The 25896-nt window shown below is 65.2% G+C and carries 22 protein-coding genes and 1 pseudogene; 9 read left to right on the plus strand and 14 right to left on the minus strand.

Features of this window, described 5'->3' with window-relative positions:
* The first annotated feature begins 376 nt into the window (after positions 1 to 376).
* The gene (locus ACZ92H_RS27925) at positions 377 to 2038 is read left to right on the plus strand and encodes a methyl-accepting chemotaxis protein (RefSeq protein ID WP_465051794.1); all 1662 of its coding nucleotides are present in this window, start codon (positions 377 to 379) and stop codon (positions 2036 to 2038) included.
* A gap of 85 nt (positions 2039 to 2123) precedes the next feature.
* Here ACZ92H_RS27925 and bamE read toward each other — a convergent pair whose 3' ends face one another.
* From bamE to ACZ92H_RS27950, 5 genes and pseudogenes are all read right to left on the minus strand, one after another.
* Positions 2124 to 2432, minus strand: a complete 309-nt coding sequence (bamE, locus tag ACZ92H_RS27930) for an outer membrane protein assembly factor BamE domain-containing protein (RefSeq protein ID WP_465051795.1) — start codon at positions 2430 to 2432, stop codon at positions 2124 to 2126.
* Positions 2429 to 3229 (minus strand): hypothetical protein, encoded by an 801-nt coding sequence (locus ACZ92H_RS27935; RefSeq protein ID WP_465051796.1) that lies wholly within the window; start codon positions 3227 to 3229, stop codon positions 2429 to 2431. The genes bamE and ACZ92H_RS27935 overlap by 4 nt, the downstream gene beginning before the upstream one ends.
* Before the next feature lie 49 nt (positions 3230 to 3278).
* Positions 3279 to 3647, minus strand: a complete 369-nt coding sequence (locus ACZ92H_RS27940) for a nucleotide pyrophosphohydrolase (RefSeq protein ID WP_465051839.1) — start codon at positions 3645 to 3647, stop codon at positions 3279 to 3281.
* Positions 3648 to 3695: 48 nt separating this feature from the next.
* Positions 3696 to 4079, minus strand: a pseudogene (locus ACZ92H_RS27945) (GNAT family N-acetyltransferase); the annotation flags it as partial.
* Between the two features lie 36 nt (positions 4080 to 4115).
* Positions 4116 to 5561: a cytochrome P450 gene (locus ACZ92H_RS27950; RefSeq protein WP_465051797.1), complete on the minus strand. Its 1446-nt coding sequence runs from the start codon at positions 5559 to 5561 to the stop codon at positions 4116 to 4118.
* Positions 5562 to 5699: 138 nt separating this feature from the next.
* Here ACZ92H_RS27950 and ACZ92H_RS27955 point away from each other — a divergent pair, with 138 nt between their 5' ends.
* Positions 5700 to 6569, plus strand: a complete 870-nt coding sequence (locus tag ACZ92H_RS27955) for a DUF6597 domain-containing transcriptional factor (RefSeq protein WP_465051798.1) — start codon at positions 5700 to 5702, stop codon at positions 6567 to 6569.
* 113 nt (positions 6570 to 6682) lie between these two features.
* Here the strand turns inward: ACZ92H_RS27955 and ilvB are convergent, their stop codons facing one another.
* Positions 6683 to 8470: a biosynthetic-type acetolactate synthase large subunit gene (gene ilvB / locus ACZ92H_RS27960; protein WP_465051799.1), complete on the minus strand. Its 1788-nt coding sequence runs from the start codon at positions 8468 to 8470 to the stop codon at positions 6683 to 6685.
* Between the two features lie 99 nt (positions 8471 to 8569).
* On the opposite strand from ilvB, the gene ACZ92H_RS27965 reads away from it, so the two are divergent.
* From ACZ92H_RS27965 to ACZ92H_RS27990, 6 genes are all read left to right on the plus strand, one after another.
* On the plus strand, positions 8570 to 9043 hold the full coding sequence (locus tag ACZ92H_RS27965) for an Lrp/AsnC family transcriptional regulator (RefSeq protein ID WP_465051800.1): 474 nt from the start codon (positions 8570 to 8572) through the stop codon (positions 9041 to 9043).
* Positions 9044 to 9338: 295 nt separating this feature from the next.
* A complete protein-coding gene (locus ACZ92H_RS27970; protein WP_465051801.1) occupies positions 9339 to 10175 on the plus strand; it encodes an NF038120 family PEP-CTERM protein in 837 nt (278 codons plus the stop codon).
* 2 nt (positions 10176 to 10177) lie between these two features.
* On the plus strand, positions 10178 to 13339 hold the full coding sequence (locus tag ACZ92H_RS27975; protein ID WP_465051802.1) for a S8 family peptidase: 3162 nt from the start codon (positions 10178 to 10180) through the stop codon (positions 13337 to 13339).
* Positions 13340 to 13496: 157 nt separating this feature from the next.
* Positions 13497 to 14114, plus strand: a complete 618-nt coding sequence (locus ACZ92H_RS27980; RefSeq protein ID WP_465051803.1) for an AIM24 family protein — start codon at positions 13497 to 13499, stop codon at positions 14112 to 14114.
* A gap of 9 nt (positions 14115 to 14123) precedes the next feature.
* Entirely contained in the window at positions 14124 to 14765 is a 642-nt protein-coding gene (locus ACZ92H_RS27985; RefSeq protein WP_465051804.1) for an AIM24 family protein, read from the plus strand.
* A 3-nt stretch (positions 14766 to 14768) separates the two neighbouring features.
* Positions 14769 to 15506 carry an AIM24 family protein gene (locus ACZ92H_RS27990; RefSeq protein ID WP_131375919.1) on the plus strand — a complete coding sequence of 246 codons (738 nt, stop codon included), beginning with the start codon at positions 14769 to 14771 and terminating at the stop codon, positions 15504 to 15506.
* Here the strand turns inward: ACZ92H_RS27990 and ACZ92H_RS27995 are convergent.
* The 3 genes from ACZ92H_RS27995 to ACZ92H_RS28005 all read right to left on the minus strand — a co-directional run bounded on the left by ACZ92H_RS27995 (position 15503) and on the right by ACZ92H_RS28005 (position 18017).
* The gene (locus ACZ92H_RS27995) at positions 15503 to 16459 is read right to left on the minus strand and encodes an alpha/beta fold hydrolase (protein ID WP_465051805.1); all 957 of its coding nucleotides are present in this window, start codon (positions 16457 to 16459) and stop codon (positions 15503 to 15505) included. The two genes, ACZ92H_RS27990 and ACZ92H_RS27995, sit on opposite strands and share 4 nt — an antisense overlap.
* 90 nt (positions 16460 to 16549) lie before the next feature.
* Complete coding sequence (locus tag ACZ92H_RS28000; RefSeq protein ID WP_465051806.1) at positions 16550 to 17344, minus strand: enoyl-CoA hydratase; 795 nt, start codon at positions 17342 to 17344, stop codon at positions 16550 to 16552.
* A gap of 43 nt (positions 17345 to 17387) precedes the next feature.
* Positions 17388 to 18017: a GIN domain-containing protein gene (locus ACZ92H_RS28005; protein ID WP_465051807.1), complete on the minus strand. Its 630-nt coding sequence runs from the start codon at positions 18015 to 18017 to the stop codon at positions 17388 to 17390.
* A gap of 176 nt (positions 18018 to 18193) precedes the next feature.
* On the opposite strand from ACZ92H_RS28005, the gene ACZ92H_RS28010 reads away from it, so the two are divergent.
* Positions 18194 to 18751 (plus strand): flavin reductase family protein, encoded by a 558-nt coding sequence (locus tag ACZ92H_RS28010; protein ID WP_465051808.1) that lies wholly within the window; start codon positions 18194 to 18196, stop codon positions 18749 to 18751.
* Positions 18752 to 18881: 130 nt separating this feature from the next.
* On the opposite strand, the gene gdhA is transcribed toward ACZ92H_RS28010, so the two are convergent.
* The 5 genes from gdhA to ACZ92H_RS28035 all read right to left on the minus strand — a co-directional run bounded on the left by gdhA (position 18882) and on the right by ACZ92H_RS28035 (position 25876).
* Positions 18882 to 20225, minus strand: a complete 1344-nt coding sequence (gene gdhA / locus ACZ92H_RS28015) for an NADP-specific glutamate dehydrogenase (protein ID WP_465051809.1) — start codon at positions 20223 to 20225, stop codon at positions 18882 to 18884.
* Between the two features lie 391 nt (positions 20226 to 20616).
* On the minus strand, positions 20617 to 21864 hold the full coding sequence (locus ACZ92H_RS28020; RefSeq protein WP_465051810.1) for a DUF819 family protein: 1248 nt from the start codon (positions 21862 to 21864) through the stop codon (positions 20617 to 20619).
* Between the two features lie 184 nt (positions 21865 to 22048).
* Complete coding sequence (gene trhP, locus ACZ92H_RS28025) at positions 22049 to 23410, minus strand: prephenate-dependent tRNA uridine(34) hydroxylase TrhP (RefSeq protein ID WP_465051811.1); 1362 nt, start codon at positions 23408 to 23410, stop codon at positions 22049 to 22051.
* A gap of 133 nt (positions 23411 to 23543) precedes the next feature.
* Entirely contained in the window at positions 23544 to 24947 is a 1404-nt protein-coding gene (locus ACZ92H_RS28030) for an FAD-binding oxidoreductase (RefSeq protein ID WP_465051812.1), read from the minus strand.
* 290 nt (positions 24948 to 25237) lie between these two features.
* On the minus strand, positions 25238 to 25876 hold the full coding sequence (locus ACZ92H_RS28035) for a TetR/AcrR family transcriptional regulator (protein ID WP_465051813.1): 639 nt from the start codon (positions 25874 to 25876) through the stop codon (positions 25238 to 25240).
* Positions 25877 to 25896 lie beyond the last annotated feature (20 nt).

The following is a 25896-nucleotide window of genomic DNA, read 5'->3' on the forward strand; positions in this document are numbered from 1 at the left end:
CGTTCGCGCCAGTTTTTATTTTCCCCAAAGAAACGAACGTTATCGCCGCATTATGCATGCGACGGTGCGCTGCAGACCTCGGCCATGTTATCGACGCGACTGCCGCCGTTTACCCCGCCCATCCACCTTGTTTATCGCGTGCAGCAACAATAAATAATATTTAATTAATTATTGCGCGCGCCTTTGATTAACATTTGCAATTTCAATTAAATCAATGAAGTTGAGTCAAAGTAAATTCTAAAACATAAAAGAATTGTTTTTTATTATATTGTTTGACTGGCGTCACTGTCGCCGGGGCGATATCTCGCCGGTGCTTGATGTGGTATATTGTTTTTATGTTTTTGTTATGCTAGTTGAAAAAAATAGAGGAGCGACGATGCGGGTCAACACGCCTATCACGCAAAATGAATACGTATTAAATGAAGGCATGACGATTGTTTCCACCACGGATTTACAGGGAAACATCAATTACGCCAATCAGTATTTCATTGAAGTCAGCGGCTTTTCAGAAATGGAACTGCTGGGTGCACCACAGAATATCCTGCGTCATCCCGATATGCCGGCCGAAGCGTTTGCCGACCTGTGGCAAACCATCAAGACGGGCATGCCGTGGACGGGCATGGTCAAGAACCGCTGCAAGAACGGCGATTTCTACTGGGTCTTCGCGAATATCACGCCCGTCATCGAAAACGGCCGCCCGATCGGTTATATGTCCGTGCGCACCAAGCCCACGCGCGAGCAGATCAACGAGGCGGCAGCCCTGTATAAAAGTTTTAAAGATGGCAATGCCGCCAACCTGGCGATCCGCAATGGCCGCGTCGTGCGCCAGGGCTGGGCTGCCAAGCTGGCCGAGTGGCGCAAGCTGAGCCTTTCGCAGGACCTGGCCCTGCATTGCATCGCCTTTGGCGTGGTGCTCGCCGTGCTCGGTTGCGCCGTGTGGAATATCGATGGCGACACCAGCACGGCCACGCGCAGCTGGCTCAGCGGCGCTGCCGCCGCCGCCATCGCCCTGATGCTGTATTTCTGGGCGCACCTGCACAATTCCCTCGTCGCGCCGCTGGGCGAGGCCATCATGGTGGCGCGCAAGATGGCGGGCGGCGACTTGACGGGCGTCATCGACAAGGTGCGCGACGATGACATGGGGCAGTTGATGGCGGCCCTGCGCCAGACGAATATCAATCTGCACAGCATCATCGGCGACGTGCGCGCCAACTTCGAGGATATCCGCATCACCACGGCGGAGATCGCCACGGGCAATATGGACCTGTCCGGCCGCACGGAATCGCAGGCGTCCAGCCTGGAGCAGACGGCCGCCAGCATGGAGCAGCTGACGTCCACCGTGCAGAACAGCGCGGACCACGTGGCCACGGCCAACGACCTGGCGGCGCAGGCCTCGACCATCGCCGCCAAGGGCGGCACCATCGTCAGCGAAGTGGTGACGACGATGGACGAGATCAGCACGTCGTCGCGCAAGATTCTCGACATCATCGGCTTGATCGACGGCATCGCTTTCCAGACGAATATCCTCGCCTTGAACGCGGCCGTGGAGGCGGCCCGCGCGGGCGAGCATGGCCGCGGCTTTGCCGTCGTGGCGGGCGAGGTGCGCAGCCTGGCGCAGCGCTCGGCGACGGCGGCCAAGGAAGTCAAGAACCTGATCGACCATTCGATCGCCACGGTGAACGCGGGCAGCGTGCTGACCAGCAATGCCGGCGCCACCATGACGGAAGTGATCGCTTCCGTGGCCCGGGTGACGGAAGTGATGGACGAGATTTCCTCGACGACGCGCGAGCAGAACCAGGGCATCGGCCAGGTCAACCAGGCCGTCATCCACATGGATGGCATCACGCAGCAGAATGCGGCGCTGGTGGAAGAAGCGGCGGCGGCGGCCGCCAACCTGGCGCAGCGCACCGACAGCGTGGCCCAGTCGATCGGTATTTTTAAATTGAAAGCGTCGCCCAAGCGCAAGGCGACGGGCGTGGGCCGCAGCGCCAGCGTGGGTGCCGGCATGGCGACGCGGGCGCTGTTAAAGGCACGCTGATCCAGTCAGTGCCGGGGGCAGTCACTGCGTGACCGGAATGCTTCCCGTTGGGAGCATTCCCACCGGTGGCTGCTCTCGGGACTTTTCAGTTTTTCACCCGGTACACTTCCCCGCTGCGCACCTTGCGCACCACGCCATCCCCGCCAAACAAAATCACATATTCGCCCTGCGCGCCCGAGGCCGCCGGGTAGGTGTACATCCACACTTCCTTGCCGCTGTCGAAACGGATGGCCGTGCTCTCGCCCAGCGCGGCGCGCACCTGTTCGCGCGTGCTGCTGCCCACCTGCACCGTCTGTTCCAGGGTGGCGTAGGGCACATTCTTGCTCGCTTGCAAGGCGCGCGTGCCGGAGCACCCGGCCAGCAGCACCAGCAGCAGCAGCGACAGCCGCTTCATGACGCCACCTCGTCCATGTAAGTAAATTCCAGCAAGGTATCGTCGGGCCAGCTGGCATCCCACAGGGGGGCGTAATACGTGCGGTCGAGCAAGACCTGGCAATCGCAATAGGGCAGCGAAGCGGGCGTCTGTTCGCCGCCCGCGTACAGCATCCGAAACGGCAGCGCCAGCCGGCGGCTGCCATGCACGAGGGTCACGCCGAACAGGGGCCGCTCCGTGAAGAACAAATAATTGCCGTCCGGCTCAGAGCACACCTTGTCCGTGCTGTACAGCATGCTGGAGAGCCAGGCGATGATTTGCGGGTCGTTCGAGATCAGGCCCGAATCCATGCCGGCGCGGCACTCCAGGCGCAGGTCGCCCAGGCGCCGGGTATCCGGCGGCAAGCCCGGCGTGATGACTTGCGCGCGCCAGCTCATGGTCGTGGCCTTGCGGTTGGCGATCAGCACGGCATCCTCGCGCGCCGCTTGCGCGTTGCGCACGGGGGCGAAGCTGTTGTCCTCTGCCAGGGGCAGGGGGATGCTGACGGTGTCGCCGGCGATGCGCAGCTGCACGCCCGTCATGTCCACGCCGGGCTGGCGCGGCAGCAAGCGGAAGCGCAGGGTCGCCTGCGGCGCCAGTGCATGGTCGCGCTCGAACCGGTCCACGCCCTGCAGCATCTTGCGGTAGGATTTATCCACCGGGTCGCGCGTGGCGTCCACCTTCACCTGCGGCACGGGCGCGGTTTGCGCCAGGGCCGCGGTGCCGTACGGCGGACCGGCGAGCAGGCAAGCGAGCAGCAGTGATGGATGAATGCGCATGGCCCGATGCTACGCCTTTTTGCGCGGCAGCCACGCACGGGTGGCGTGGTCAGTACTGCGTGTATTTGCGCGCGTCGCCGCGCACCTGCTGCGCCGGGTACTTCAGCGCATTGCGTTCCATCTTTTCCAGCACGGCCGCATGCAGGTCGACGCCGCTCTTGTCGGCCAGGCGCACCAGATACATCAGCACGTCGGCCAGTTCGTGGCGGATGCCCGCGCGCCCTGCGTCGTCCAGTTCGCTATCCGCGCCCGTGGGCAGCCACTGGTAGTGTTCCACCAGTTCCGCCACTTCGACGGACAGGGCCATGGCCAGGTTTTTCGGCGTGTGGAACTGGTCCCAGTCGCGCTCCCCGGCAAAGGCGCGCAGGCGCGCGCGGATATCCGTCAGGCTGTCCGGCGGCGCCAGGGGTTTTTCCATGAAGACACTGAACGGGTCATCGGGATAGTCGCCGTACGGCCCCCGCTGCCGATAACCGTGGCGCGCGTACAGGGCGATCGCTTGCGGCTGGTGGATGCCCGTCTCCAGGGTCAGCAAGCGGCAGCCGCGCGCCAGGGCCGCATCTTCCAGCAGGGCCAGCAGGCGCGTGGCCAGGCCCTGGCCCCGGCTGTCCGGGTGCACGTACATGCGCTTGACTTCGCCGAAACCGGGCGTGACGACGATGGCGCCGCAGGCGCGCGCCCGGCCATCGGCATCGCGGGCGACGGCGAACAGCAGGGTGTCCGGCGGCAGGGAAGCCAGGTCCAGCGCATACACGGACTCGGCCGGATACAGGGATTGTTGATACGCATCAAGCTCGGCGATCAGGGTCTGCACGTCGGCTTGCTGCGGCGATTCCAGGCGGAGGGTCATGGGGAAGGATCGAGTGAGCGAAAGGTCCCCATGGTATCACTGCGGCCGCGCCAGCCGCAGCTTCAGGCCGATGGGCGACATGACAAAACCCATCAGTTCCTGCGCTTCGCCGCCATCGGGCGTGTCGACGCCGGCGATATCAAAACTGCCCAGCAGCATGGCCATGGCGATCTTGATTTCTTGCAAGGCCAGATAGCGTCCCGGACAGGTGCGCAAGCCCGCGCCAAACGGCATCGATGCCCGTTGATTGTTGGCGCCCTGATTGCCCTCGGCCAGCCAGCGCTCGGGCTTGAATGCTTGCGCATCGGCAAAGTGGGTATCGGACACGCTATCGTGGCGCATCACGCACCAGACCAGGGTGCCGGTGGGCACGGCAACATCGCCGATGACGGTGTCGCGCAGCGCCTCGAAGGGCAGGAAGGGCGCCACCGGTTTCAAGCGCATCGCCTCGCTGGCGCAGGCGCCCAGGTAGTCGAGGCTGTCCATCTGTTCGATCGTGAAGCGGGCCACGTCGGGCGCCAGGCGCCGCACTTCGTCGCGCGCGCGCGCCAGGGTGTGCGGATGGCGCTGCAACAGATAGATCATCCAGGATAGCGTGTTGGCCGTCGTGTCTTCGCCGGCCAGCAGCATGGTCAGCACATTGCCGGCCACGGCGCGGTCGTCCACGCCGCTGTCCGGTTCATCGGCGGCGGCGAGCATGGCGTCGAGCAGGTTGGATGGACGCGCGCGGCGCGCCGGATCGTGCGCCATGCGCTCGCGGGCCTGCTCCACCAGCTGGTCCACGGCCGCATTCAGGGCGGCCACGTCGCGGTCCAGCCGGCGGTCCACCGGCAGCTTGAAGTAGCGCCAGTAGGGGATGACGGAAAAGCTGCGCCGCGCCACGGCGGGCAGGATCGCATCCATATGGCGCTGGATCACGTCCTCGCCCGACTCCAGGGTATTGACCTCGGTGCCGAAGGCCAGGCCGGCGATGATGTCCACCGTGTAGCGTTTCAGGTCGCCATCGAGGCTGATGGCCTGGCCGCGCGCGGCGGCATCGGCCCAGCGCCGCTGCAGGCGCTGGGCGACGCGCAGCAGCGCGGGGAAATAGGCCTTGATGGCGCCTGGCGCCATGCCGGCCATGACCATGCGGCGCTGGTTGCGCCATGTGCTGCCTTCGGCCAGGAACAGGCCAGGGGCGCCGCCCATTTCCACCGAGACGATATAACTCGACAGCGGACGCCGGAAGCCGTCCGGCCGGTCGCGCAGCACGGCGGCGACGGCTTCGCTGTCGGCCACCACCAGCACCGGAATGCGGCCGAACCAGACGCGCATGAGGGGGCCGTAGCGCCGCACCCAGTCTTCCATGTCGCGGTGGATGCGCGACAGTGTCAATTGCCGGGTATTGCCGAGCAGCGGCAGCGCAACAGGCCCCGGCAACTGGCGGATCTGGCGCAGCGGGCGCGCGGTGGAGGGCGTGGTGCGGTGATCGAGTGGCGGCATGGCGTGCTCCTGCTGTGGTGGTGAGAGGATGGCCTGACTGTACGCGCCGCGCTGGTCGGCGTATTGAACGTTTACGACATCGTGCCATGACGGCCGCAGCGTATTGCAGATTTGGCCACACTCTGTAGAATAAGCCGCATGCCGACCATCCCGCCGCCCGCCGCCGCACCGCTCACACTCCTGATTGCGCCGCGCCTGGCGCTGGCGTCCTGCGTGCGCGCCTTCCTCGTGCGCGACACCACGCGCTGCCCGCTGCTGCCGCCGGCCCAGCGCCTGAACCGCTTTCCCGCCGCACCCATGTGCAGCATCGTCTGGACCATCGCGGGCGAGCTGGAGGCGGCCGCGCCGGGCCTGGCGCTGGCGGACGTACGCATACCGCCGGCCTTGTTCGGCGGCCCCCGCTCGTATCCGCTGGTCAGCTACAGCCCCGGCCCCGCGCACACCTTCATCGTGATGTTTTATCCGGCCGCCCTGCATGCCTTGACGGGCGTATCGATGGATGCCTTGCTGGACCAGTTTCGCCCGCTCGATGCCGTGTTTGGCGCCGACTGGCTGGCGCTGTCCGACGCCGTGCTGGCCGCGCCCGACGACGAGACCCGCATCGCGCTGGTGGAAGACTTCCTGGCGCCGCAATGGCAGCAGGCGCGCAAAAGCGGCGACGTTGCGGCCAGCGCGGTGCAGGACTGGGTGCGCCGCCTGGGCGTGCAGGCGGCATCGACGGGCATGGCCAGTGGCGCGCGCAATATCGAGCGCCGCATCAAGGCCTGGGCTGGCCAGCCCATGCGCACCCTGCGCCGCATGCGCCGCGCGGAACAGCTGTTCCTCGACGAACGCGGCGCCATCCTGCTGGGCACGGCGTCCTGGTCCGACATCGCCGCCAGCGGCGGCTACGCCGACCAGGCGCATTTCTGCCGCGAGACGCGTGAAATCACGGGTTCTACGCCGACGGAGCTGGCGCGCGCCATGAAGGAAGATGAAAGCTACTGGATATACCGCATCTGGGCGTAGTGCATGCCTGAGCAAACCCGCCGCGCGTCGGTGCCGGCGGCCTGCGATGCTCGCCGTACCTTCGTCCGGTTGCGCTTCTTGGCCACCTCTCCCTTGCGCTCGCTACGGTTTTGTCAGGCCATCGGGGCGCCATGGGGTTGCAGCTTGCACGTCGCCGGTTCCTGAAATACCACGCCCTTGCGCAAGGTGACTTCATGGTGCTCCGCGCCCGGCGCCATCATGGGGAAGCAGTTTTCCTCGCCATGCACGCGCACGTCCAGGAAATAGGGGCTGCTCGATGCCATGCAGGCGGCCAGCGCCGCATCGAGTTCGTCGCGCCGGCTGACCGTGCGGGCCTGCCAGCCAAACGCGCGCGCCAGGGCGACGAAATCGGGCAGGGCTGCCGTGTAGCTGTGGCTGTAGCGCCCGCCGTGATTGAGTTCCTGCCACTGGCGCACCATGCCCATGTAGCCATTGTTCGACAGCACTACCTTAACGGGCAGCCGGTGCTGCACGGCCGTGGCCAGTTCCTGGATGTTCATCAAGATCGAGGCGTCGCCGCTGACGCACACGACGGTCTTCTCCGGGTGGGCGACCTGCGCGCCGATGGCGGCCGGCAGTCCGTAGCCCATGGTGCCGGCGCCGCCCGAGGTCAGCCAGCGGCGCGGCTGCTCGAAGCGCAAGTGCTGCGCGGCCCACATCTGGTGCTGGCCCACGTCGGTGGAGACGATGGCGTCCATGCCGTCCAGCGCCGCCTGCAGGCGCCGCATCAGCGCTTGCGGCGCGATCACGTCCGGCGTGTCGTCGAAGGCCAGCGACGCGTGCGCGCGCCAGCCATCGATGCGCTGCCACCACGGCTGGCGGTCGGCCAGCACGCGCCCGCGCAGCTGCGCCAGCAGGGCATGCAGCACGGAAGCGCAGTCGCCGCGCAGGGCCACGTCGGCGCGCACCACCTTGCCAATCGACGCCGGGTCGATATCCACGTGAATCACTTGGGCGCCAGGGCAGAAGGCGTCGAGCCGCCCCGTCACGCGGTCGTCGAAACGCGCGCCGACGCAGACGACCAGGTCCGCATGGTGCATGGCCAGGTTCGCTTCCAGGGTGCCGTGCATGCCCAGCATGCCGAGGAAGGCCGGGTGCGACGCGGGAAAGGCGCCCAGTCCCAGCAAGGTCAGGGTGCACGGCGCGGCCGCCAGTTTTACCAGTTGCTGGAAAGCGGCGCAGGCAGCCGGGCCGGAATTGACGAGGCCCCCGCCGCCATACAACACGGGCTGGCGCGCGCAGGCGATCAGGCTGGCCGCCCGGGCGATATCGGCGCTGTCCGGCAGGGGGGCGGCGGCGGCGGACGCCAGCGGCGTCTTGTCCGCGACGGGCGCCAGCTGCAAGTCCTTGGGAAAGTCGACCAGCACGGGGCCGGGCCGGCCCTGCGTGGCCTGGGTGAACGCCTCGTGCAGCACGGCCGCCGTTTCCTCCGCCGTGCGGATTTGCCGGTTCCACTTGGTGACGGGGCGCGAGATGCCCAGCGCGTCGCATTCCTGGAAGGCGGCCGTGCCGATGCTGGTGCTGGCCACCTGGCCGCTAATGCAGATCACGGGAACCGAATCGCACAGGGCGTCGAGCAGGCCCGTGGTGGTATTGCTCATGCCGGGGCCGGACGTGACGAAGACCACGCCGGGCCGGCCCGTGCTGCGCGCATAGCCCTCGGCCGCGTGCACGGCGGCCTGTTCGTGGCGCACGAGGATGTGGCGCAGGCGGGGCTGCGCGTGCAGCGCATCGTACAGGGGCAGCACTGCGCCGCCCGGGTAGCCGAAGACGGTGTCGACGCCCAGCGCCAGCAGGGTGTCAATGAGGACGCTGGCGCCATTGCGCGGGACTGGCGCAGCGGCGGGCGGAGCGAGGAGGGTGGCGTGGTCAGGTTTCATGCCCTCATTTTCTGCCTGATGCGGCAGAAAAGGCTGCTGCTTTTCTCGTATAAGATGGAATATTCAGCAAAATTTGCTGGCAAATCATGAAAGGACAGTATGAGTGCGGGAAATAAGCTGGATAAGTTCGACCTTGCCATCCTGACGGCGCTGCAGCAGGATGCGCGCATCAGCCTGCACGAGTTGAGCGCCAAGGTGGGCCTGACTTCGTCGCCGTGCTGGGCGCGCATCAAGCGCATGGAAGACGACGGCGTCATCGAAGGCTATACGGTGAAGGTGAACGCGGCCAAGGTGGGGCTGGCCGATACCGTCATCGTGCAGGTGACGCTGGACGACCATTCCGACCAGGCGCTGTTTGAATTCGGCCATGCGCTGGCCATGATCCCGGAAGTGCTGGAAGCCTTCCTCGTCTCGGGCGACTACGACTATTACCTGCGCATCGCCGTGAGCGACACGCGCGACTACGAGCGCCTGCTGCGCGAACGCCTGTACAAGATTCCCGGCATCCGCCACAGCAAATCGAGTTTCGTCCTGCGCCAGCTCAAGCAGAGCTATTTGCCGCTGCAGCGTTGACGCGGGGAACACGCCGGGCGCGGTTTTCGAGCATAGCCGAAGTCGCGCATCCGTGCTGTAGCGCACGCCTGGAAACCGCAGAGGTTGTTGTGCAAATGAAACGTTGAGATTTGTCAGGCGTCATAGATAAAACAAAATAAAAGTTTGGAAAGCTAGATGAAAAATAAATAAATGATAATAGAAAAATGATATTTGTTTTGTGTGGTTTGCTATATTCATTGGCACTTTTGTGAAAAAGCTGAAAGCGGGCACCAGACCTGCCGACCTCTCTACCCACAACAATCAAGGGAACAGAATGAATCGTCTATCGCATCCAGCGCGGGTATCGCCCGCCAGCGTCAATCCACCCGCTACCCGCGGTCGCACAACCCTGCGCAGCAGCGTGTTCTCCGCCCTGGCGGCCGCGTCCGTGCTGGCCTCGGCGCCGGCCATGGCCGATGTCCTGCACTTCGACAATTTGCTGCCCGACGTGTATGCAAGCGGCCAGACGCTCAATACGTCGAGCTACAACCTGCTGTTCCTGGCCGATCCGACCACCGCCGCCGGCGGCGGCGTGAGCGGCGTGGGCGCCATCCTCGATGGCCGCGCAGGCTCCTCGTGCGACATCGCCGCCTGCCCGCAAGGCGCCACCGGCAACTACCTGGCCATCCTCAACGATGGCGGCGTGAATTTCTCGCGCGCCGACCACCAGGCATTTACCCTGGGCGGCTTCGACTATTCCTTCATCGCTCCCGTTTCCGGCTTGCCCGACATGAATTGGGGCCAGCTGCAGCTGAGCGGTACCCTGAGCAATGGCCAGATCGTCACCACCTCGCTGGCGTTTCCCGGCCAGGGCAGCGACGGCAATTACACGTTCCAGAGCGCTTCCCTGCTGGGCGGTTTCAGCAATTATGTGTTCACCGGCCTGACCTTCAATGCCTGCATTTTCAATGAGAGCGGCATTTGCAGCAATTCCCTCGATTTCCCCGCCTTTAACCAGGGCCAGTTCGCGCTCGACAATATCAACATCAGCGCCGTGCCGGAACCGTCGACCTACATGCTGATGCTGGCCGGCCTGGGTGCCATCGGCATGCTGTCGCGCCGCCGCGCCAGCGGCAAGGCTGTCGCCAACGCCAGCGTGCAAGGAGCGTGAGCATGAAACTTCGTCCCGTCTCCCTCGCCATCCTGCTGCTGGCCGCCAGCGTCGCCCAATCGGCCCAGGCGCAAGAGCGCCGTTCCTACATCGTGCAGCTGGTCGACAAGCCGGCCGCCGCCTACACGGGCCAGATCGATGGCCTGGCCGCCACCAAGCCGGCACCGGGCGCGCGCATCAATGTGGGTGCCGCCGATGTGCAGGCTTACCTGAACTACCTCGACACCAAGCAGGCCGCCGTGGCCGGTACCGTCAGCGCGGCGGAAATCACGCACCAGTACAACGTCGTCTTCAACGGCTTTTCCGCCTTGCTGACGGACGATGAAGTGCGGGCCTTGAAAAAGAACAGCGGCGTGGCCAACATCAGCGCCGATTCCATCCTGCAGCTCGACACCAGCTACACCCCCAGCTTCCTGGGCCTGGACAAGCCGGGCGGCATCTGGGAACAGCTGGGCGGCAAGGCGCATGCCGGCGAAGACATCATCATCGGCATCGTCGACAGCGGCATCTGGCCGGAAAACACGGCATTCGCCGACCGTCTCGACGAGAACGGCGTGCCTAGCCACAGCGGCAGCAACGTCGTGTACGGCGCGCCGCCGGCCAGCTGGCAGGGCTCATGCCAGACGGGCGAAGGCTTTTCTGCCGACAATTGCAACAACAAGCTGATTGGCGCGCGCTACTACCGCGCCTCGTCGGCGGCCCTGCACTGGACGGAATTCCGTTCGCCGCGCGATTCCGTTGCCGGCCTGACGGGCCACGGCGGCCACGGCACGCACACGGCGTCGACGGCTGGCGGCAACAACGGCGCCCTGGCCACCTCGAATGGCGTGTCGCTGGGCAAGGCCTCGGGCATGGCGCCGCGCGCCCGCGTCGCCGCCTACAAGGTCTGCTGGACGGACGGGGCGACGGGCAAGAATGGCTGCGCCACGGCCGACAGCGTGGCGGCCATCGACCAGGCCGTCAAGGATGGCGTCAACGTCATCAACTTCTCCATCGGCCCGAATGCGGGCGGCGGCGCGTTTGACGAGGCGACGGAACAGGCCTTCCTGGGCGCTGCCAACGCGGGCGTCTTCGTCGCCACTTCCGGCGGCAATTCCGGCCCGTCCACGCCGGCACCCGGCGTGCCGGCGCCCGTGTCGCACATCAGCCCATGGCTGGCGACGGTGGCCAACTCCACCCACAACCGCCTGTACGCGGCCAATGCCATCCTCAGCAACGGCACCCGCCTGGAAGGCGCATCGAGCAACGCCAACACGCCGGCGCTGCCGCTGATCCGCGCGCGCGACGCGGGCCTGCCTGGCGTATCGCCGACGGACGTGAATCTGCTGCGCTGCTATGGCGCGGCCGATGTGACCTCGGCTTACCTCGACCCGGCGAAAGTGGCCGGCAAGGTGCTGGTGTGCGACCGCGGCGGCAACGTGCTGGTCAACAAGAGCGGCAACGCCAAGACGGCCGGCGCGGCGGGCGTGATCATCGCCAACGTGGCCGGTGGCGCCAATACCATCATCAACCAGGCACACGTGCTGTCGACCGTGCACCTGGCACAGGCGCAGGGCGATGCGCTGAAAGCCTTCATGGCGTCCAACCCGGACGGCACGGCGGCCTTGGGTGAGGTGCACACGGTTCCCGACACCACGGTGCAGGCGCCCATCGTCAGCGACCGTTCCTCGCGCGGGCCGAACGTGGCCAATGCGAACATCCTGAAACCCGACCTGTCGGCGCCGGGCACCAACGTGCTGGCCGGCGTGACGGCCGACCTGACCCCGGCGCAGCGCGATGCCGTGGCGGCCGGCGGCGTGGCGCCAGCGGCGGAGTGGGATTTCTATTCCGGCACCTCGATGGCCAGCCCGCACGTGGCCGGCGTGGCGGCGCTGCTGCGCCAGCAGCATCCCGACTGGTCGCCCGCGGCCATCAAGTCGGCGCTGATGACGACGGCCTTCAACACCTTCCCCGATGGCTTGAACGGTTCCGTGTCGTGGGATGCCACGGCGAAGAATTCGGGCCAGCTGCCATGGGGCCAGGGCGCGGGCCACATCGCGCCGAACAGCGCGGCCGATCCGGGCCTCGTGTATGACCTGTCGGAAATCGACTATGCGCGCTTCCTGTGCGGCTTGAATATCCGCACGCAATATTCCGCCAATTGCGCCACTACCGGCAGCATCGCCGCCTACAACCTGAACCTGGCGTCGCTGACGGCGGCCAACGTGCTGGGCACGCAGACCCTGACGCGCACGGTGACGAACGTGGGCAGCAGCAGCGCCGTCTACACGGCGTCGGCCAGCCTGCCAGGCTACACGGTGGCGGTGACCCCTACCAGCCTGAACCTGGCACCGGGCGCCAAGGCCCAGTTCCAGGTCAAGCTGACGCGCACCACGGCGCCGCTCGATACCTGGGTGTATGGCGCGCTGTCCTGGACGGATGGCACGCACACGGTGCGCAGCCCGTTGACGGCGCGCGGCAGCATCCTCGTTGCCACGCCGCTCGTGAAGAGCGAGGCAGCCACCGGCAGCAAGGTGGTGACCCTGGGCACGGGCTTTGCGGGGCCATTGGTGGGCGTCAAGTCGGGACTGATCGAAGCCGTGCGTGAAACGCGCACGATCGGCCAGGCCAACAACAGCACGGCATCGGCCAGCTGCAAGGCCGGCGGCGCGCCGGGCGTGAACGTGCACAATGTGGTGATCCCTGCCGGCACCCTGGCGGCGCGCTTTGCCACCTACGATGCGGAAACCACGGGCGGCGCGAATACCGACATGGACATGGAGGTCTACAACGCCGCCAATGTGCTGGTCGGCAGCAGCGGCAATCAAAGTTCGAATGAACAGGTGGAATTGCGCTTGCCGGCCGCCGGCACGTACAAGGTGTGCCTGATCGGCTACGCGCCGCAAAACGGCCAGGCCAACTACACCCTGTCGTCATGGGTGCTGGCGCCGGGCTTGTCCAACGGCGGCTTCAAGGCGCTGATGCCAGGCACGGCCTTCATGGGCGGCACGGCATCGGTGTCGCTGGGCTGGTCCAACCTGGCCGAAGGCAAGCGCCACCTGGGCGCCGTCGGCTACCAGGTCGCGGGCGTGATCCAGGGTGTCACCGTGGTCGAGGTTAATACCGATGATCCCGTGCCGCTGGCGCAGGATGCGCGCGGCAACAAGCCGGTGCTGGCCGATTAAGCTCCCGGTCGGCTGAAACAGGGCGTGCCTTCGGGCACGCCTTTTTTTTGCGCGCGCAGGCGCGTTCGCCAGGAATAGCGCTTGCACGGAGGCAAAGGCACCGGTATCTTGTCGCACAGCCATGGTTTTGTGCCCTGGCATTCTTGGGGAGTCGCGCGTGACCAGTTTCCGCACCAATACCGACCGCCTGCTGGAAGTGCGCCTGCAGGATGAAAAAGTGCTGGCCATCGCCGGCGCCATGGTCGCCTACACGGGCAGCATCAAATTTGAAAAATCCCTGCTGGGCGGCGAGGGCCTGTTTGGCGCGCTCAAGCGCAAGGTGACGAACGAAGGCATGCAGGTGATGCAGGCATCGGGCAGCGGCACCGTATTGTTCGCGCAGAACGCGGCCGAGATCACCGTCATTGCGCTGACGGGAGAAAAGCTGACCATCGAAAGCAGCAGCCTGCTGGCCTACGACACGAGCCTGAAAACGGGCACCAGCTTTGCCGGCCTGCGCGGCGCCAGTTCGGGCCAGGGCCTGTTCTCCACCACCGTCGAAGGGCATGGCAACGTGGCCGTCATTTCGCGCGGCAACCTGATCATGCTGGAAGTGACGCCGGCGCACCCCTTGCGCGTGGACCCGGATGCCTTTGTCGGCTTCAAGGGCGATATCCGCCAGGAGTTCGTCTTTGACGTCAACTGGCGCACGATGATCGGGGAAAGCTCGGGCGAGTCGTACCAGCACAAATTCACCGGCCAGGGCGTGGTGTTCATCCAGCCCGCCGAACGCTAGGAGCGCACGATGCCCGTCTATCAGCAGATCAATGAAAAGATGCTCGAGGTTAAACTCGGCAATGAAGAAGTCTTCGCCCGCAAGGGGGCCATGGTGGCGTACCAGGGCGACGTGGCATTCAGCCGCTCGTTCCTGGCGGGCCAGGGCGTGCAAAGCCTGGCCATGCGCGCCGTCACCAATGAAGGCTATGCCCTGATGTCGGCGCGTGGCACGGGCAGCGTGTTTTACGCGCAGGGTGGTTTGTTCGTCACCATCGTCCCGGTGCGCGGCGAGACGTTTTACGTGGAAAGCGATTCCCTGCTGGCCTTCGATGCGCGCTTGACGGCCGGCACCATGTTCCTCGGCAACCAGGGTGGGGTGCAGGGCGTGGTGCGCGGCATGGCCTCGGGCCAGGGCTTGTTTACCACCACCTTGCAAGGCACGGGCGAAGTGGCGATCCTGTCCGACGGCAACGCCATCGGCTTGCCCGTCGCGCCGGACGTGCCCGTGTTTGTCGACCCGCAAGCGTATATCGGCCACACGGGCCAGCTGAGCTCGACCATCGTCACGGACCTGAACTGGAAAACCTTCGTCGGCCAGGCGTCCGGCGAGTCCTACCAGGTCAAGTTCACGGGCCAGGGCACGGTCTACATCCAAGCGAGCGAAAGGTAAGCCATGACGATTTACACCCCCGATACCTTGCCGAAGAACGATAACCTGAACCGTTTTTCGTATGTCATCGACGTCAAGGAACAGATTTTCATCCGCAAGGGCAAGATGATCGCCTTTTATGGCGAGCTGCGCTTTGAAGCCATGGGCAGCAGCGTGCTCGACCTGATCGTGCGCAACGCCTTCAATGCGCCCAAGTACGTGCACCACTTTGTCGTGGCGCAAGGGCAGGGTCAGCTGATTTTGGGCGACAACGGCAATGATCTGGCGTGCTATGACCTGGACAATGCCAACATGACCATCCGCGCGAAAAACCTGCTGGGTTTTACGAAGGACGTACTCTGCCAGGAATCGACCTTGCCCGGCTATCTGACCATGATCGGCACGGGCAAGGTCATCGCGTCGTCGAACGGGCCCGTGCATTTCCTCGAACTGCCGTGCCGGGTCGACGAGCAGGCCGTGCTGGGCTGGGCCGATTGTCCCAGCCCCTCGTACCACTACGATTATGCCCACGTGCAGGGCTGGGCCTCGGCCGCCGGCGCGCTCACGGGTTTCAGTTTGTCGGGCGAGGAAAAGCAGATCGACTTCACGGGCGCCGGCACGGTGCTGGTGCAGTCCTCCGAGCTGGACGTGACGGGCAGCTCGGCCCTGGCCAGCCTGCTGGCGCAATTGCCGCTGCTGGGCAGGGAAGACCTGGGCAAGCTCAGCCTGTCGGTGCAGCAGCAGATGAAGGACAGCCGCTAACGCAAAAAGTCGTCCAGCGCCGCCAGCACCTGTTCAGGAGCTTCATCGATCAGCCAGTGCCCCGTGTCGGGAATGATGATGCTGTGCACATCGGTGGCCACCAGCGCCACCTGGCGGCCAAGGAAGGTGTTGGCCGATTTTTCGCCGGCGATGGTCAGCACGGGCATGGCCAGGCTGGTCTCGGCCAGACGGATGAAGTCGCGCGCATCGTTGTCGAAATCGCTGAAATAGGAAAACCCCGCGCGCATGCCGCCCGGCTGCGCATAGGCGGCCGTGTAGATGCGCCGGTCCGCCTCCTTGACCGACTTGTGGCGGTTGGCTGACATATCGTTCCAGAAGTGTTCAAAGTACAGGCGCTCGCGTCCCTTGACCAGGGCCAGGGGCGTGTCGCCATAGAAATGGAAGTGCCAGACGGCCTGTGCCGGAAACGCATTGCGCCAGTCGCCGATGCCGGGCAGGAAGGCATCCATCAGCACCACTCGTTCCGTGTCGTTGGGAAACTGCGCCGCGTAGGCGTAGGCCACCATCATGCCGATGTCGTGGCCCACCAGCGCCGCCGGCTGGGTCGATACCTGGCGCACGAGGGCATGGATATCCCTGGCCATGGTGACCTTGTCATAGCCTCCTGGCGGCCGCTCGGATGCCCCGGCGCCGCGCAGGTCCGGCACGATCACCGTGTGCGTGCGCGCCAGCGCCTGCATGGCAGGACCCCACATGTGACCCGTCTGGGCATAGCCGTGCAGCAAGACCACCGGCTTGCCCCAGCCGCCGATGCGGTAATGCAGGCGCACGCCATTGACGTGCATGAATTTGTCGCTGAAACCGGGCAGCGGCGGCGAGACGGGCGCGGCGCCGGGGGCACGCGAAGCGCCCGCCGCCAGGGCCAGGCCGGACAGTGCCAGCAGGGTGGCCGCGGCGACGGCGCGGGTGAAAGTGCGGTGCAGGACGCGCATGGCAGGCTCCTTCAGTCAGGGAGCTTTCACTCTAGGCCGTTGCCACGCGCGCATGCGGAACTAGATCATGTCCGCCGCAGATAGCCTGCCCTAGGCCTGCCAGCGGGGCGCGCGCTTTTCCAGGAAAGCCGCAACGCCTTCGTCCGCGTCCTCTTCCATCATGTTGCGCGCCATCACGTCGCCAGCGTAGGCATACGCTGCGTCCAGCGGCAGCTGGCGCTGCTGGTAAAACATCTGCTTGCCATAGCGGATGGCCGTGGGGCTCTTCGCCATGATCTGCTGCGCCAGGCGCGCCACGGCCTCGTCGAGCGCCGCATCGGCGACCGTTTCGTTGATCAGGCCCCAGTCGGCGGCCGTGTCGGCGTCGATGAAGCGGCCCGTCACCAGCATGTCGAAGGCCCGCTTGGCCGACACATTGCGCGACAGGGCCACCGATGGCGTGGCGCAGAACAGGCCCACGTTGATGCCGGAGACGGCAAAACGGGCGGACGCGCCCGCCACGGCCAGGTCGCAGCTGGCCACCAGCTGGCAGCCGGCGGCCGTGGCGATGCCATGCACGCGGGCGATCACGGGCACGGGCAGGGCCTGGATGGCTTGCATCACGCGCGAGCATTGCGCAAACAGGGTTTGATAATACGCAAGCTGGCGCGTGGCCTGCATCTGGCGCAGGTCGTGGCCGGCGCAAAAGGCCTTGCCTTCGGCGGCCAGCACCACGCAGCGCACGTGCGGCTGCTGCGCGATCGCATCGAACGCCGCTTGCAGCGCGGCCAGCATGGCTTCCGACAGGGCATTGAATTGCAGGGGACGGTTCAGGCGCAGGGTGACGAGGCCATCCTCGTCCTCGCGCAGCACGAGCGGCGCGCCGGTATCGGGTGTTGCGGTCATGCGGTCTCCAGTGGCCTGAGGGCCTTGTTTTTTTCAGGAAATCTTACTTGGCGGCGTTGACGCTGCCGATGCCGGCGATCGACTTGTGCACCAGCTTGGGCTTGCCGTAATACGTCAGTTCGCCCATGCCGCGCACCACGGCGTTCAGTTCTCCCGAGGAGTACACCTTGACGTTGCCGATGCCGTCGAAATTGACGTCGACGTTTTTCGCCAGCAAGGCTTTCGTATCGACGTCGCCCACGCCTTGCGCCTTCAGGCGCAGCCAGTCCACATTGCCATCGGCGGCCAGGCGCCCCGCGCCCTTGTAGCTGATGTCGACCCTGGGGCCATTGAGCTTGGTCAGGATTTTCTCGCCCGCGCCTTCGGCGATCAGCTTGCGCAAGGCGGGCATGGTGATGATGATGCGCGGATCGCCATCCGTTTTTTTGACGCTCTTGTCCTTCAGCGAGATTTTCAGCTCGCCATCGACCACCTCCGTGACCACATTGCCGAGAAACTTCTGGTCGCCGCGCAGCAGCAGGCTCTGCTCCTTGCCCGATTCGACTTCGAGGCTGATGGGACCGCGGATATCGATGGCATTGAAGGCGCCCACCGTGCGCGCCTGCTCGTCGGCATGCGCGAGGGTTGCCAGGGAGGCGAGAGCAAGGGCGGACAACAGGAACAGGTGGCGCATGGCGATTTCCTTGAGTAGTTGATAAGTGTATTCTATGGTGCAACATCTCCCGTGGGGAGAAATTTGCGACGAGCTGCACAAATCGGGACGTGGAAAGCACACACGGCCAGCGCCACCCGCGCGACCGGCACGCCGCCATTCGGCTATGCTATCGCTTACCGCGTCCAGGAGACCAGATGAAAAATTACCACAAAGAAGATTATCCCGTCGCCGATATCCGCCGCTTCCTGGAACCGGGGCCGGTGGTGCTGGTCAGTTCCACCTGGAAGGGCGAGAGCGACGTCATGACCATGGCCTGGCACATGCTGATGGAATTCACGCCGTCCTTGCTGGGTTGCTTCATTTCCGACGCGAACCACAGCTATGAAATGATCAAGCGCAGCATGGAATGCGTGATCAACCTGCCCACGGCCGACATGGTCGACCAGGTGGTGGCGATCGGCAATTGCAGCGGGGAAGACACGGACAAGTTCACGGCCTTCGGCTTGACGCCGCAGCCGGCCGAGCAGGTGGGCGCGCCGCTGATCGCCGAGTGCTACGCCAACTTCGAGTGCAAGCTGGCGCAGGTGGCGGGCAACCCGAAGGGCGGCTTTTTTATTTTCGAGTGCGTGAAAGCCCACGTGGCCACCTCGCCCAAGCTGCCGGAAACCCTGCATTACCGGGGCAACGGCGAGTTCATGGTGTCGGGCCGCACGATCAGCCGCAAGAGCCTGATGAAGCCCGAAATGTTGTAGGACACCCGACCAAACCTACTGCGCGTCGATATAGGCGGCCCGCGATGCTCACCGTACTTCAGTACGGTTGCGCTTCTCGGCCACCTCGCTCTTCCGCTCGCTACGGTTCTGTCCGGTGCCATTAGGCCGCCTAAATTACTCCCTGCGCCAGCATCGCATCGGCCACTTTGACAAAGCCGGCGATGTTGGCGCCGTCCACGTAGCTGACGGAACCGTCGGCGCGCGTGCCGTACTGTTTGCAGGCCGCATGGATGCCCTGCATGATCTGCAGCAAACGCGCATCGACTTCCTCGCGCGGCCACGACATGCGGGCCGCGTTCTGGCTCATTTCCAGACCCGACGTGGCCACGCCTCCCGCATTGCTGGCTTTGCCCGGCGCATACAGCACGCCGGCCGCCTCGAACGCTTTCGCCGCTTCGATGGTGGTGGGCATGTTGGCGCCTTCGGCCACGCATTGCACGCCGTTGGCGATGAGGGTGCGCGCATCGTCGATGCCCAGTTCATTTTGCGTGGCGCAGGGCAGGGCGATGTCGACCGGCACGTGCCATGGCGAGACGCCTGCCTCGAAGCGCACGCCCGTGCGTTCGGCGTAGTCGCTGACACGGCCATACAGATGGTTTTTGATCTCCATCAGGATGGCCAGTTTTTCCGGCGTAAAACCGGCTTCATCGACGATGGTGCCGCTCGAATCGGAGACGGTGATGACTTTCGCGCCCATGGCCATGGCTTTTTCCACGGCGTATTGCGCCACGTTGCCCGAACCGGAGACGGACACGCGCATGCCTTCGAACGAGCGGCCGCGCGTTTTCAGCATTTCCTGCGCAAAGTATACGGTGCCGTAGCCCGTCGCTTCCGGCCGCATCAGCGAGCCGCCGAAGCTGGCGCCCTTGCCCGTGAAGACGCAATCGGCGCGGTTGCTGAGTTTTTTCATCATGCCGGCCATGTAGCCCACTTCGCGCCCGCCCACGCCGATGTCGCCGGCCGGCACGTCCGTATCCGACCCCACATGGCGGAACAGTTCGCTCACGAAGGCCTGGCAGAAGCGCATGACTTCGCCCGGGCTCTTGCCTTTCGGATCGAAATCGGAACCGCCCTTGCCGCCGCCCATCGGCAAGGTCGTCAGGGCATTCTTGAACGTTTGCTCGAAGGCGAGGAATTTCAGCACGGACAACGTGACGGACGGGTGGAAGCGGATGCCGCCCTTGTACGGGCCGATGGCCATGCTGTGCTGGATGCGGTAGCCGCGATTGACTTGCACTTGCCCATGGTCATCGACCCACGACACGCGGAACATGACCACGCGCTCCGGCTCGATCAAGCGTTCCAGCAAGCCTTGTTCCGCGTATTTCGGGTGCTGCTCCAGGAATGGCCACAAGCTCTCCATGACTTCGGTGACGGCTTGCAGAAACTCGGGTTGACCTGGATTGCGTGCGGCGACATGCTGGACATACTCGTGAGCAGATGCGTATTTCATCAGAATTCCATGGAGGTGATCGGTTATTTGGGCAACTATCATCGCAGATTTTGCACAAAAATGGTGCGGAAATTTGGTTTTGAGGGGTTTCTGCTACATCGTGGGGATTTTTGGCGAGACTCTGCTGCCATTGTCGCGGGAACTGGTCTGCCCGAAAAAACAACCAAGGGACGCCGCCGTTGCTGCGCAATGGAGAGGCTGGAACACGCCATGGCGCACCCGCATCGCCATGATGCGATACCGGTGGTCACAGCCGCGCCGTGGCCTGCGGCCGGCGCTTGTGTGCAGATAGCGCCTGCTGGCCAAGCGCAGCAACGACAACGCCAGCCCGAAGGCTGGCGTTGTCGTGTGTCATGTCATGCCGCCTGTCTGGCGCACGCCAGCACGGTGGTCACCCCGCCATGCCGCGCAGGATCAAGCCCGTGATGTAGGCGCCGTAGGTGCCCAGCGCGTAGCCGAGCACGGCCAGCAGCACGCCGACGGGCGCCAGCGAAGGGTGGAAGGCGCTGGCGATGACGGGGGCCGAGGCGGCGCCGCCGATGTTCGCCTGTGATCCCACGGCCATGAAGAACAGGGGCGCGCGGATCAGCTTGGCGACGAGCAGCATCAGGCCGCCATGCACGGCGATCCATATCAGGCCCAGCAGGAACAGGAAGGGCTTGTCGAACAGGGCTTTCAAGTCCATGTGCATGCCGATGGTGGCCACCAGCACGTACAGCATGGCCGAGCCGATGGTCGAGGCGCCCGCGCCTTCCAGGCTGCGCGCCCGGGTAAAGCTCAGCAGCAGGCCGAAGGTGGTGGCCAGCACGACGATCCAGAAGAAGGTCGACGTCAGGCTGTAATCCTGCAGGCGCCATGCGGCCGGCAGGGTGGCGATCCAGCCGATGATGGGGCCGGCCAGGAAGTGCGACAGGCCCGTCACGCCCAGTCCCACGCCGAGGATGATCATGATGTCGGTCAGGGTGGCGATGCGCGCGTGCTGGGCGCGGTAGCTTTCGATGCTGTCCTTGAGCGCATTGATGGCGGATAAATCCGCGCCCGTCCAGCGGTCGAAGGCGCCCGCGCGGCCCGCCAGGAACAGCAGCACGGCCGTCCAGACGTTGGCCACCAGCACGTCGACGGCGACGAACTGGCCGAACAGGGTGGCGTCCACTTCAAACACTTCCTTCATGGCCGCCTGGTTGGCGCCGCCGCCGATCCACGAACCGGCCACGGTGGTCATGCCGCGCCAGGTGTCGCCCGCCACCGTTTCCGGGTGGATCAGGCGCAAGGCTTCGAAGGAGACAAGGGCGCCCAGCATGACGCCCAAGGTGCCGGTGAGGAACATGATGATGGCCTTGGGGCCGAGACGGAGGATGCCGCCGAAATCGATGGCCACGCACAGCAGCACGAGCGCGCTGGGCAGCAAATAGTCGCGCGCCACGGCGTACAGGCCGGACGCGTTGCCATCGATGATGCCGAAGGTGTTGAGCAGCGCCGGGATCAGATAGCACATCAGCAGGGAGGGGATATACGTGTAGAACTTTTTCCAGAAGCCGTCCGCGCGGGCGGCCGTCCAGAAAACGCCTCCCAGGGTCATGGCGAGCAGGCCGAGGACGACGGCGTCATTGGTGATCAGGGCAGGAGTGGCAGGCGGCATCGGGGATTCCGGTGAACGTGTCAGGGATGCCCGGAAAGCCGATAAGCCACCCGGGCGCAGGGTGGCCGTATCGTATAGCAATGTTGAAGCCTAAACAAATTGTTTCAGCCGCGTCATGCCAATTATTTCTTGTAAAATCAAATACTTGCGGACTGGTTTGCCGGTGCCGCCGCCCGACTGGCGGTTACAAATAACGCGCCAGCAAGGCCTGGTCCAGCGCTGCATCGAGGGCGATGCGCACGAAGTGGCCGCTGCCGGGCGCCACCTGGAGTTCGCTGCCGTCGTCGGCCAGCATGCGATCAACCGTGAAGTCGCGGTTGCCGCCCGGATGCACGGCCTCGAGACGGTCGCCCACGGCGAAGCGGTTTTTCACTTCCACCCGCGCCCAGCCATCCGTCACGCCCAGCACGTCGCCCACGTACTGGCTGCGGTTCGCCTCGGAGGCGCCGCGCATGTAGTTCTGGTGCGTTTGCGTGTGGTGGCGCTGGTAAAAGCCGTCCGTGTAGCCGCGGTTGGCCAGGCCTTGCAGCTGGCCCAGCAGGCCCATGTCGAAGGGCCGGCCCGCCACGGCGTCGTCGATGGCCTGGCGGTAGACTTGCGCCGTGCGCGCGGCGTAGTACAGCGACTTGGTGCGGCCCTCGACCTTCAGCGAATCGACGCCGATTTTCACCAGGCGCTCGATGTGCTCGACGGCGCGCAAATCCTTCGAGTTCATGATGTAGGTGCCGTGCTCGTCTTCGAGGATGGGCATCAGCTGGCCCGGGCGTTGCGCTTCTTCGATGAGATAGGGCCGGTCGGCCAGCGGGTGGCGCGGCTGCTGGTGCAGGGCGGAAAAGGCATTGTTGTCCGCCTCGGCCAGCGCCTGGTGGAATGCCAGCGGCACCACTTGCATGCCGCCCAGGTCGCCGCTGGCGTCTTCCGCCGCATTTTTCACCTTGTAATCCCAGCGGCAGGAATTCGTGCACGTGCGCTGGTTCGGGTCGCGGTGGTTGAAATAGCCGGACAGCAGGCAGCGGCCCGAATAGGCGATGCACAGGGCGCCGTGGACGAACACTTCCAGTTCCATTTCCGGGCAGCGCTGGCGGATTTCCTCGATCTCGTCGAGCGACAGTTCGCGCGACAGGATCACCCGCGTCAAGCCCATGCGGTGCCAGAATTTCACGTCGGCCCAGTTGACGGCGTTCGCCTGCACGGACAGGTGCACGGGGATCTCCGGCCACTTGTCGCGCACCATCATGATCAGGCCCGGGTCGGCCATGATCAGCGCATCGGGACGCATGGCGATCACCGGTTCCATGTCGCGCAAATACGTTTTCAGCTTGGCGTTATGGGCGAAGATATTGCTGGCAACAAAGAACTGCTTGCCGCGCGCATGCGCGCCGTCAATTCCCTCCTGCAAGGCCTGCAAGGTCGAAAAGTCGTTATTGCGTACGCGCAAGCTGTAGCGCGGCTGCCCCGCGTAGACGGCGTCGGCGCCATAGTCGAAGGCGGCGTGCATCTTGGCCAGCGAGCCGGCAGGCAAAAGTAGTTCGGGAGCGTGGCGCATGGAAGTCAGGCAAAGCCGGCGATTGTATGTCGGCTGGCCCTGCATTGCCTTGCCTTGGATCAAGGGATTGCAGGGTGGCGGCGGCACCTGGCCGCCACGCCGGCTTGTGACGGCTGGCGATGCCGCGCGCTGGCTACATGCCGGCTGCCTGGCCGGCCGGGCAAATGTTCTGGTTGGCGCGGAACAGGTTGTCGGGATCGTATCGCTGCTTGATCTGCGCCAGGCGCGCATAGTTGGCGCCATACGCGTCGGCCGTGCGCCCGCTGTCGTCCTCGGTCAGGAAATTGACGTACACGCTGCCCGTCGCATACGGCGCCGCGTCGTTGAAGAAGGTGCGCGCCCAGGCCATGCAGCGGGCGTCGTCGGCCGGGTCGTCCCAGCGCGTGTGTACGTTCATCACGTACAGGGCGTCGCGGTGCGGATAGGCCGTGTCCTGCGGCGCCGGCCGGCCCGCCTGCGCGCCCAGCAGGCCGAGGAAGATTTCGCATTGCGGCGTCGGCAGCCGGGCGGCATGGCGGATGACGGTATCGATGGCGCCATCGCTCAGCTGCGTGAAATTATGCGATTTCCAGTAGTTGCGCGCGCCGGGCGTGAGCAGCGCATCGAAGGCCTGCTGCCAGGCCGTGTAGGGCATGGCGCCCAGGTGCGCGCCCAGCGGCTGGCCGAAGCGGCCGATGCGGTCGACCGCTTCCTGCATGGCGGCCGAGCGCAGGGGCGAGAAGACGGCCAGGACCAGCACGTCCTGGCCATGCACCTCCTGCGCCAGGAAAGGCAGCGGCGGCGCCTGGCGCAGCACGGCCCAGACGGTCAGCTCGTCGGGCATGCCGTCCACGAAATCGCGGTATTTCGTCAGCACGGCCTTGGCTTGCGCATGGGGGAAAACGATGAGTCCCGCGGTGACTTCCGGCCCCACGGGATGCAGCTGGAACTCGAAGCGCGTGACCACGCCGAAGTTGCCGCCACCGCCACGCAAGGCCCAGAACAGGTCGGGGTGTTCCGTCGCGCTGGCATGCACGGCCTGGCCGTCGGCCGTGACCACGTCGGCGGCCAGCAGATTGTCGGCCGCCAGGCCCAGCGTTCGGCTGAGCCAGCCAAAGCCGCCGCCCAGGGTCAGCCCCGCCACGCCCGTGGTGGAATTGATGCCCAGCGGCGTGGCCAGGCCGAATGCCTGTGCCTCGTGATCGAAGTCGCGCAAGGTGGCGCCGCCGTCGACATGGGCGCGCCGCTGCCGCGCATCGATGTGCACGGATTTCATGCCCGACAGGTCGATCACCAGGCCGTTGTCGCACAGGGCGCTGCCGGCGATGTTGTGGCCGCCGCCGCGCACGGCAAGGGGCAGGCCGTGGCTGCGCGCATATGCCAGCGCCGTGCGCACGTCCGCCATGCCCGTGCAGCGCACGATGAGGGCCGGATGCCGGTCGATCATCGCGTTCCAGACGGCGCGGGCAGCGTCGTAGCCGGCATCGCCCGCCTGTAGCAGTGGTCCTCTCAATGCGCCCTGCAGCGCATCGAGCTGGCCATTCGTCGGGGTATTCATGGTGTACCTCCCTACAGCTGCGTGCGGTTACCGGAAGACAGTTCCGTTAGACAGCTCGGTTAGACAGCTCAGTTAGACAGCTCAGTTAGACAGCTCGGTTAGACAGTTCAGTGGCGGGCGGCGGGGAATGTGCCAGCGCGTGGTACATGATAGGAAGCGGCCACCCGGTCACGCAAGCACAGGCGTTTGCAAATGGGGCAGGAAAGCGCAAAGGCTTGCGCTGCGACAGATGATGGGCGTTCCGGCGATATCTGTCAGGCCGCGTGTCCGGGGGCGGGGAGCCGGCCTGTTCAGGCGTAAGGCGTGCCCGCCAAGGCTGCCTTCAGGCCCGCATGCCCCTGATCCACCAGGGCCAGAAAACCGGTCTTGGCCCGCCGCGCATCGCCATGCAGGCGGAAGGCGCGGTGCGACTCGATCAAGGCCACGCTCCAGGTGGCCAGCAGCAGGCTGGCGGCCAGGTGGGCGAGGGGATCGCGGGCGTCTCTTCCCGTGCACTCGGTCAGCGCTTGCGCCACCACTTGCACGAGCTCGTCGCGGATGGCCCTGGCGCGGGCCTTGAGGGCGGGACTCTCTTCGATGGTGGCAATAAATCCCTGGCCGGCGGCGGAAAAGGTGATGTAGGGGCTATCTTCTGTCACCAGGCGATGGGCGAGCAGGCGCAGGGTTTCTAGCGGCGCCACCATGGGATCGCGCTGGCGCACGGCGGCGCGCAGCAGTTCGCGGCCCTCTTCCTCGCGGTCGAAGAACATGTCTTCCTTGCGGGGGAAGTGGTTGAACACCGTCATGCGCCCCACATTGGCGGCCGCCGCGATCTCGTCCACCGTCACGTGGTCAAAGCCGCGCACGAAGAACAAGCGCGTGGCGGCATTGGAAATGGCTTGCCGGGTGGCCAGGCGTTTGCGGGAGCGCAGGTCGGTGGGAATGGTCATGTTGCCTCGATCATACACGA

The sequence above is a fragment of the Janthinobacterium foliorum genome (assembly GCF_978021625.1).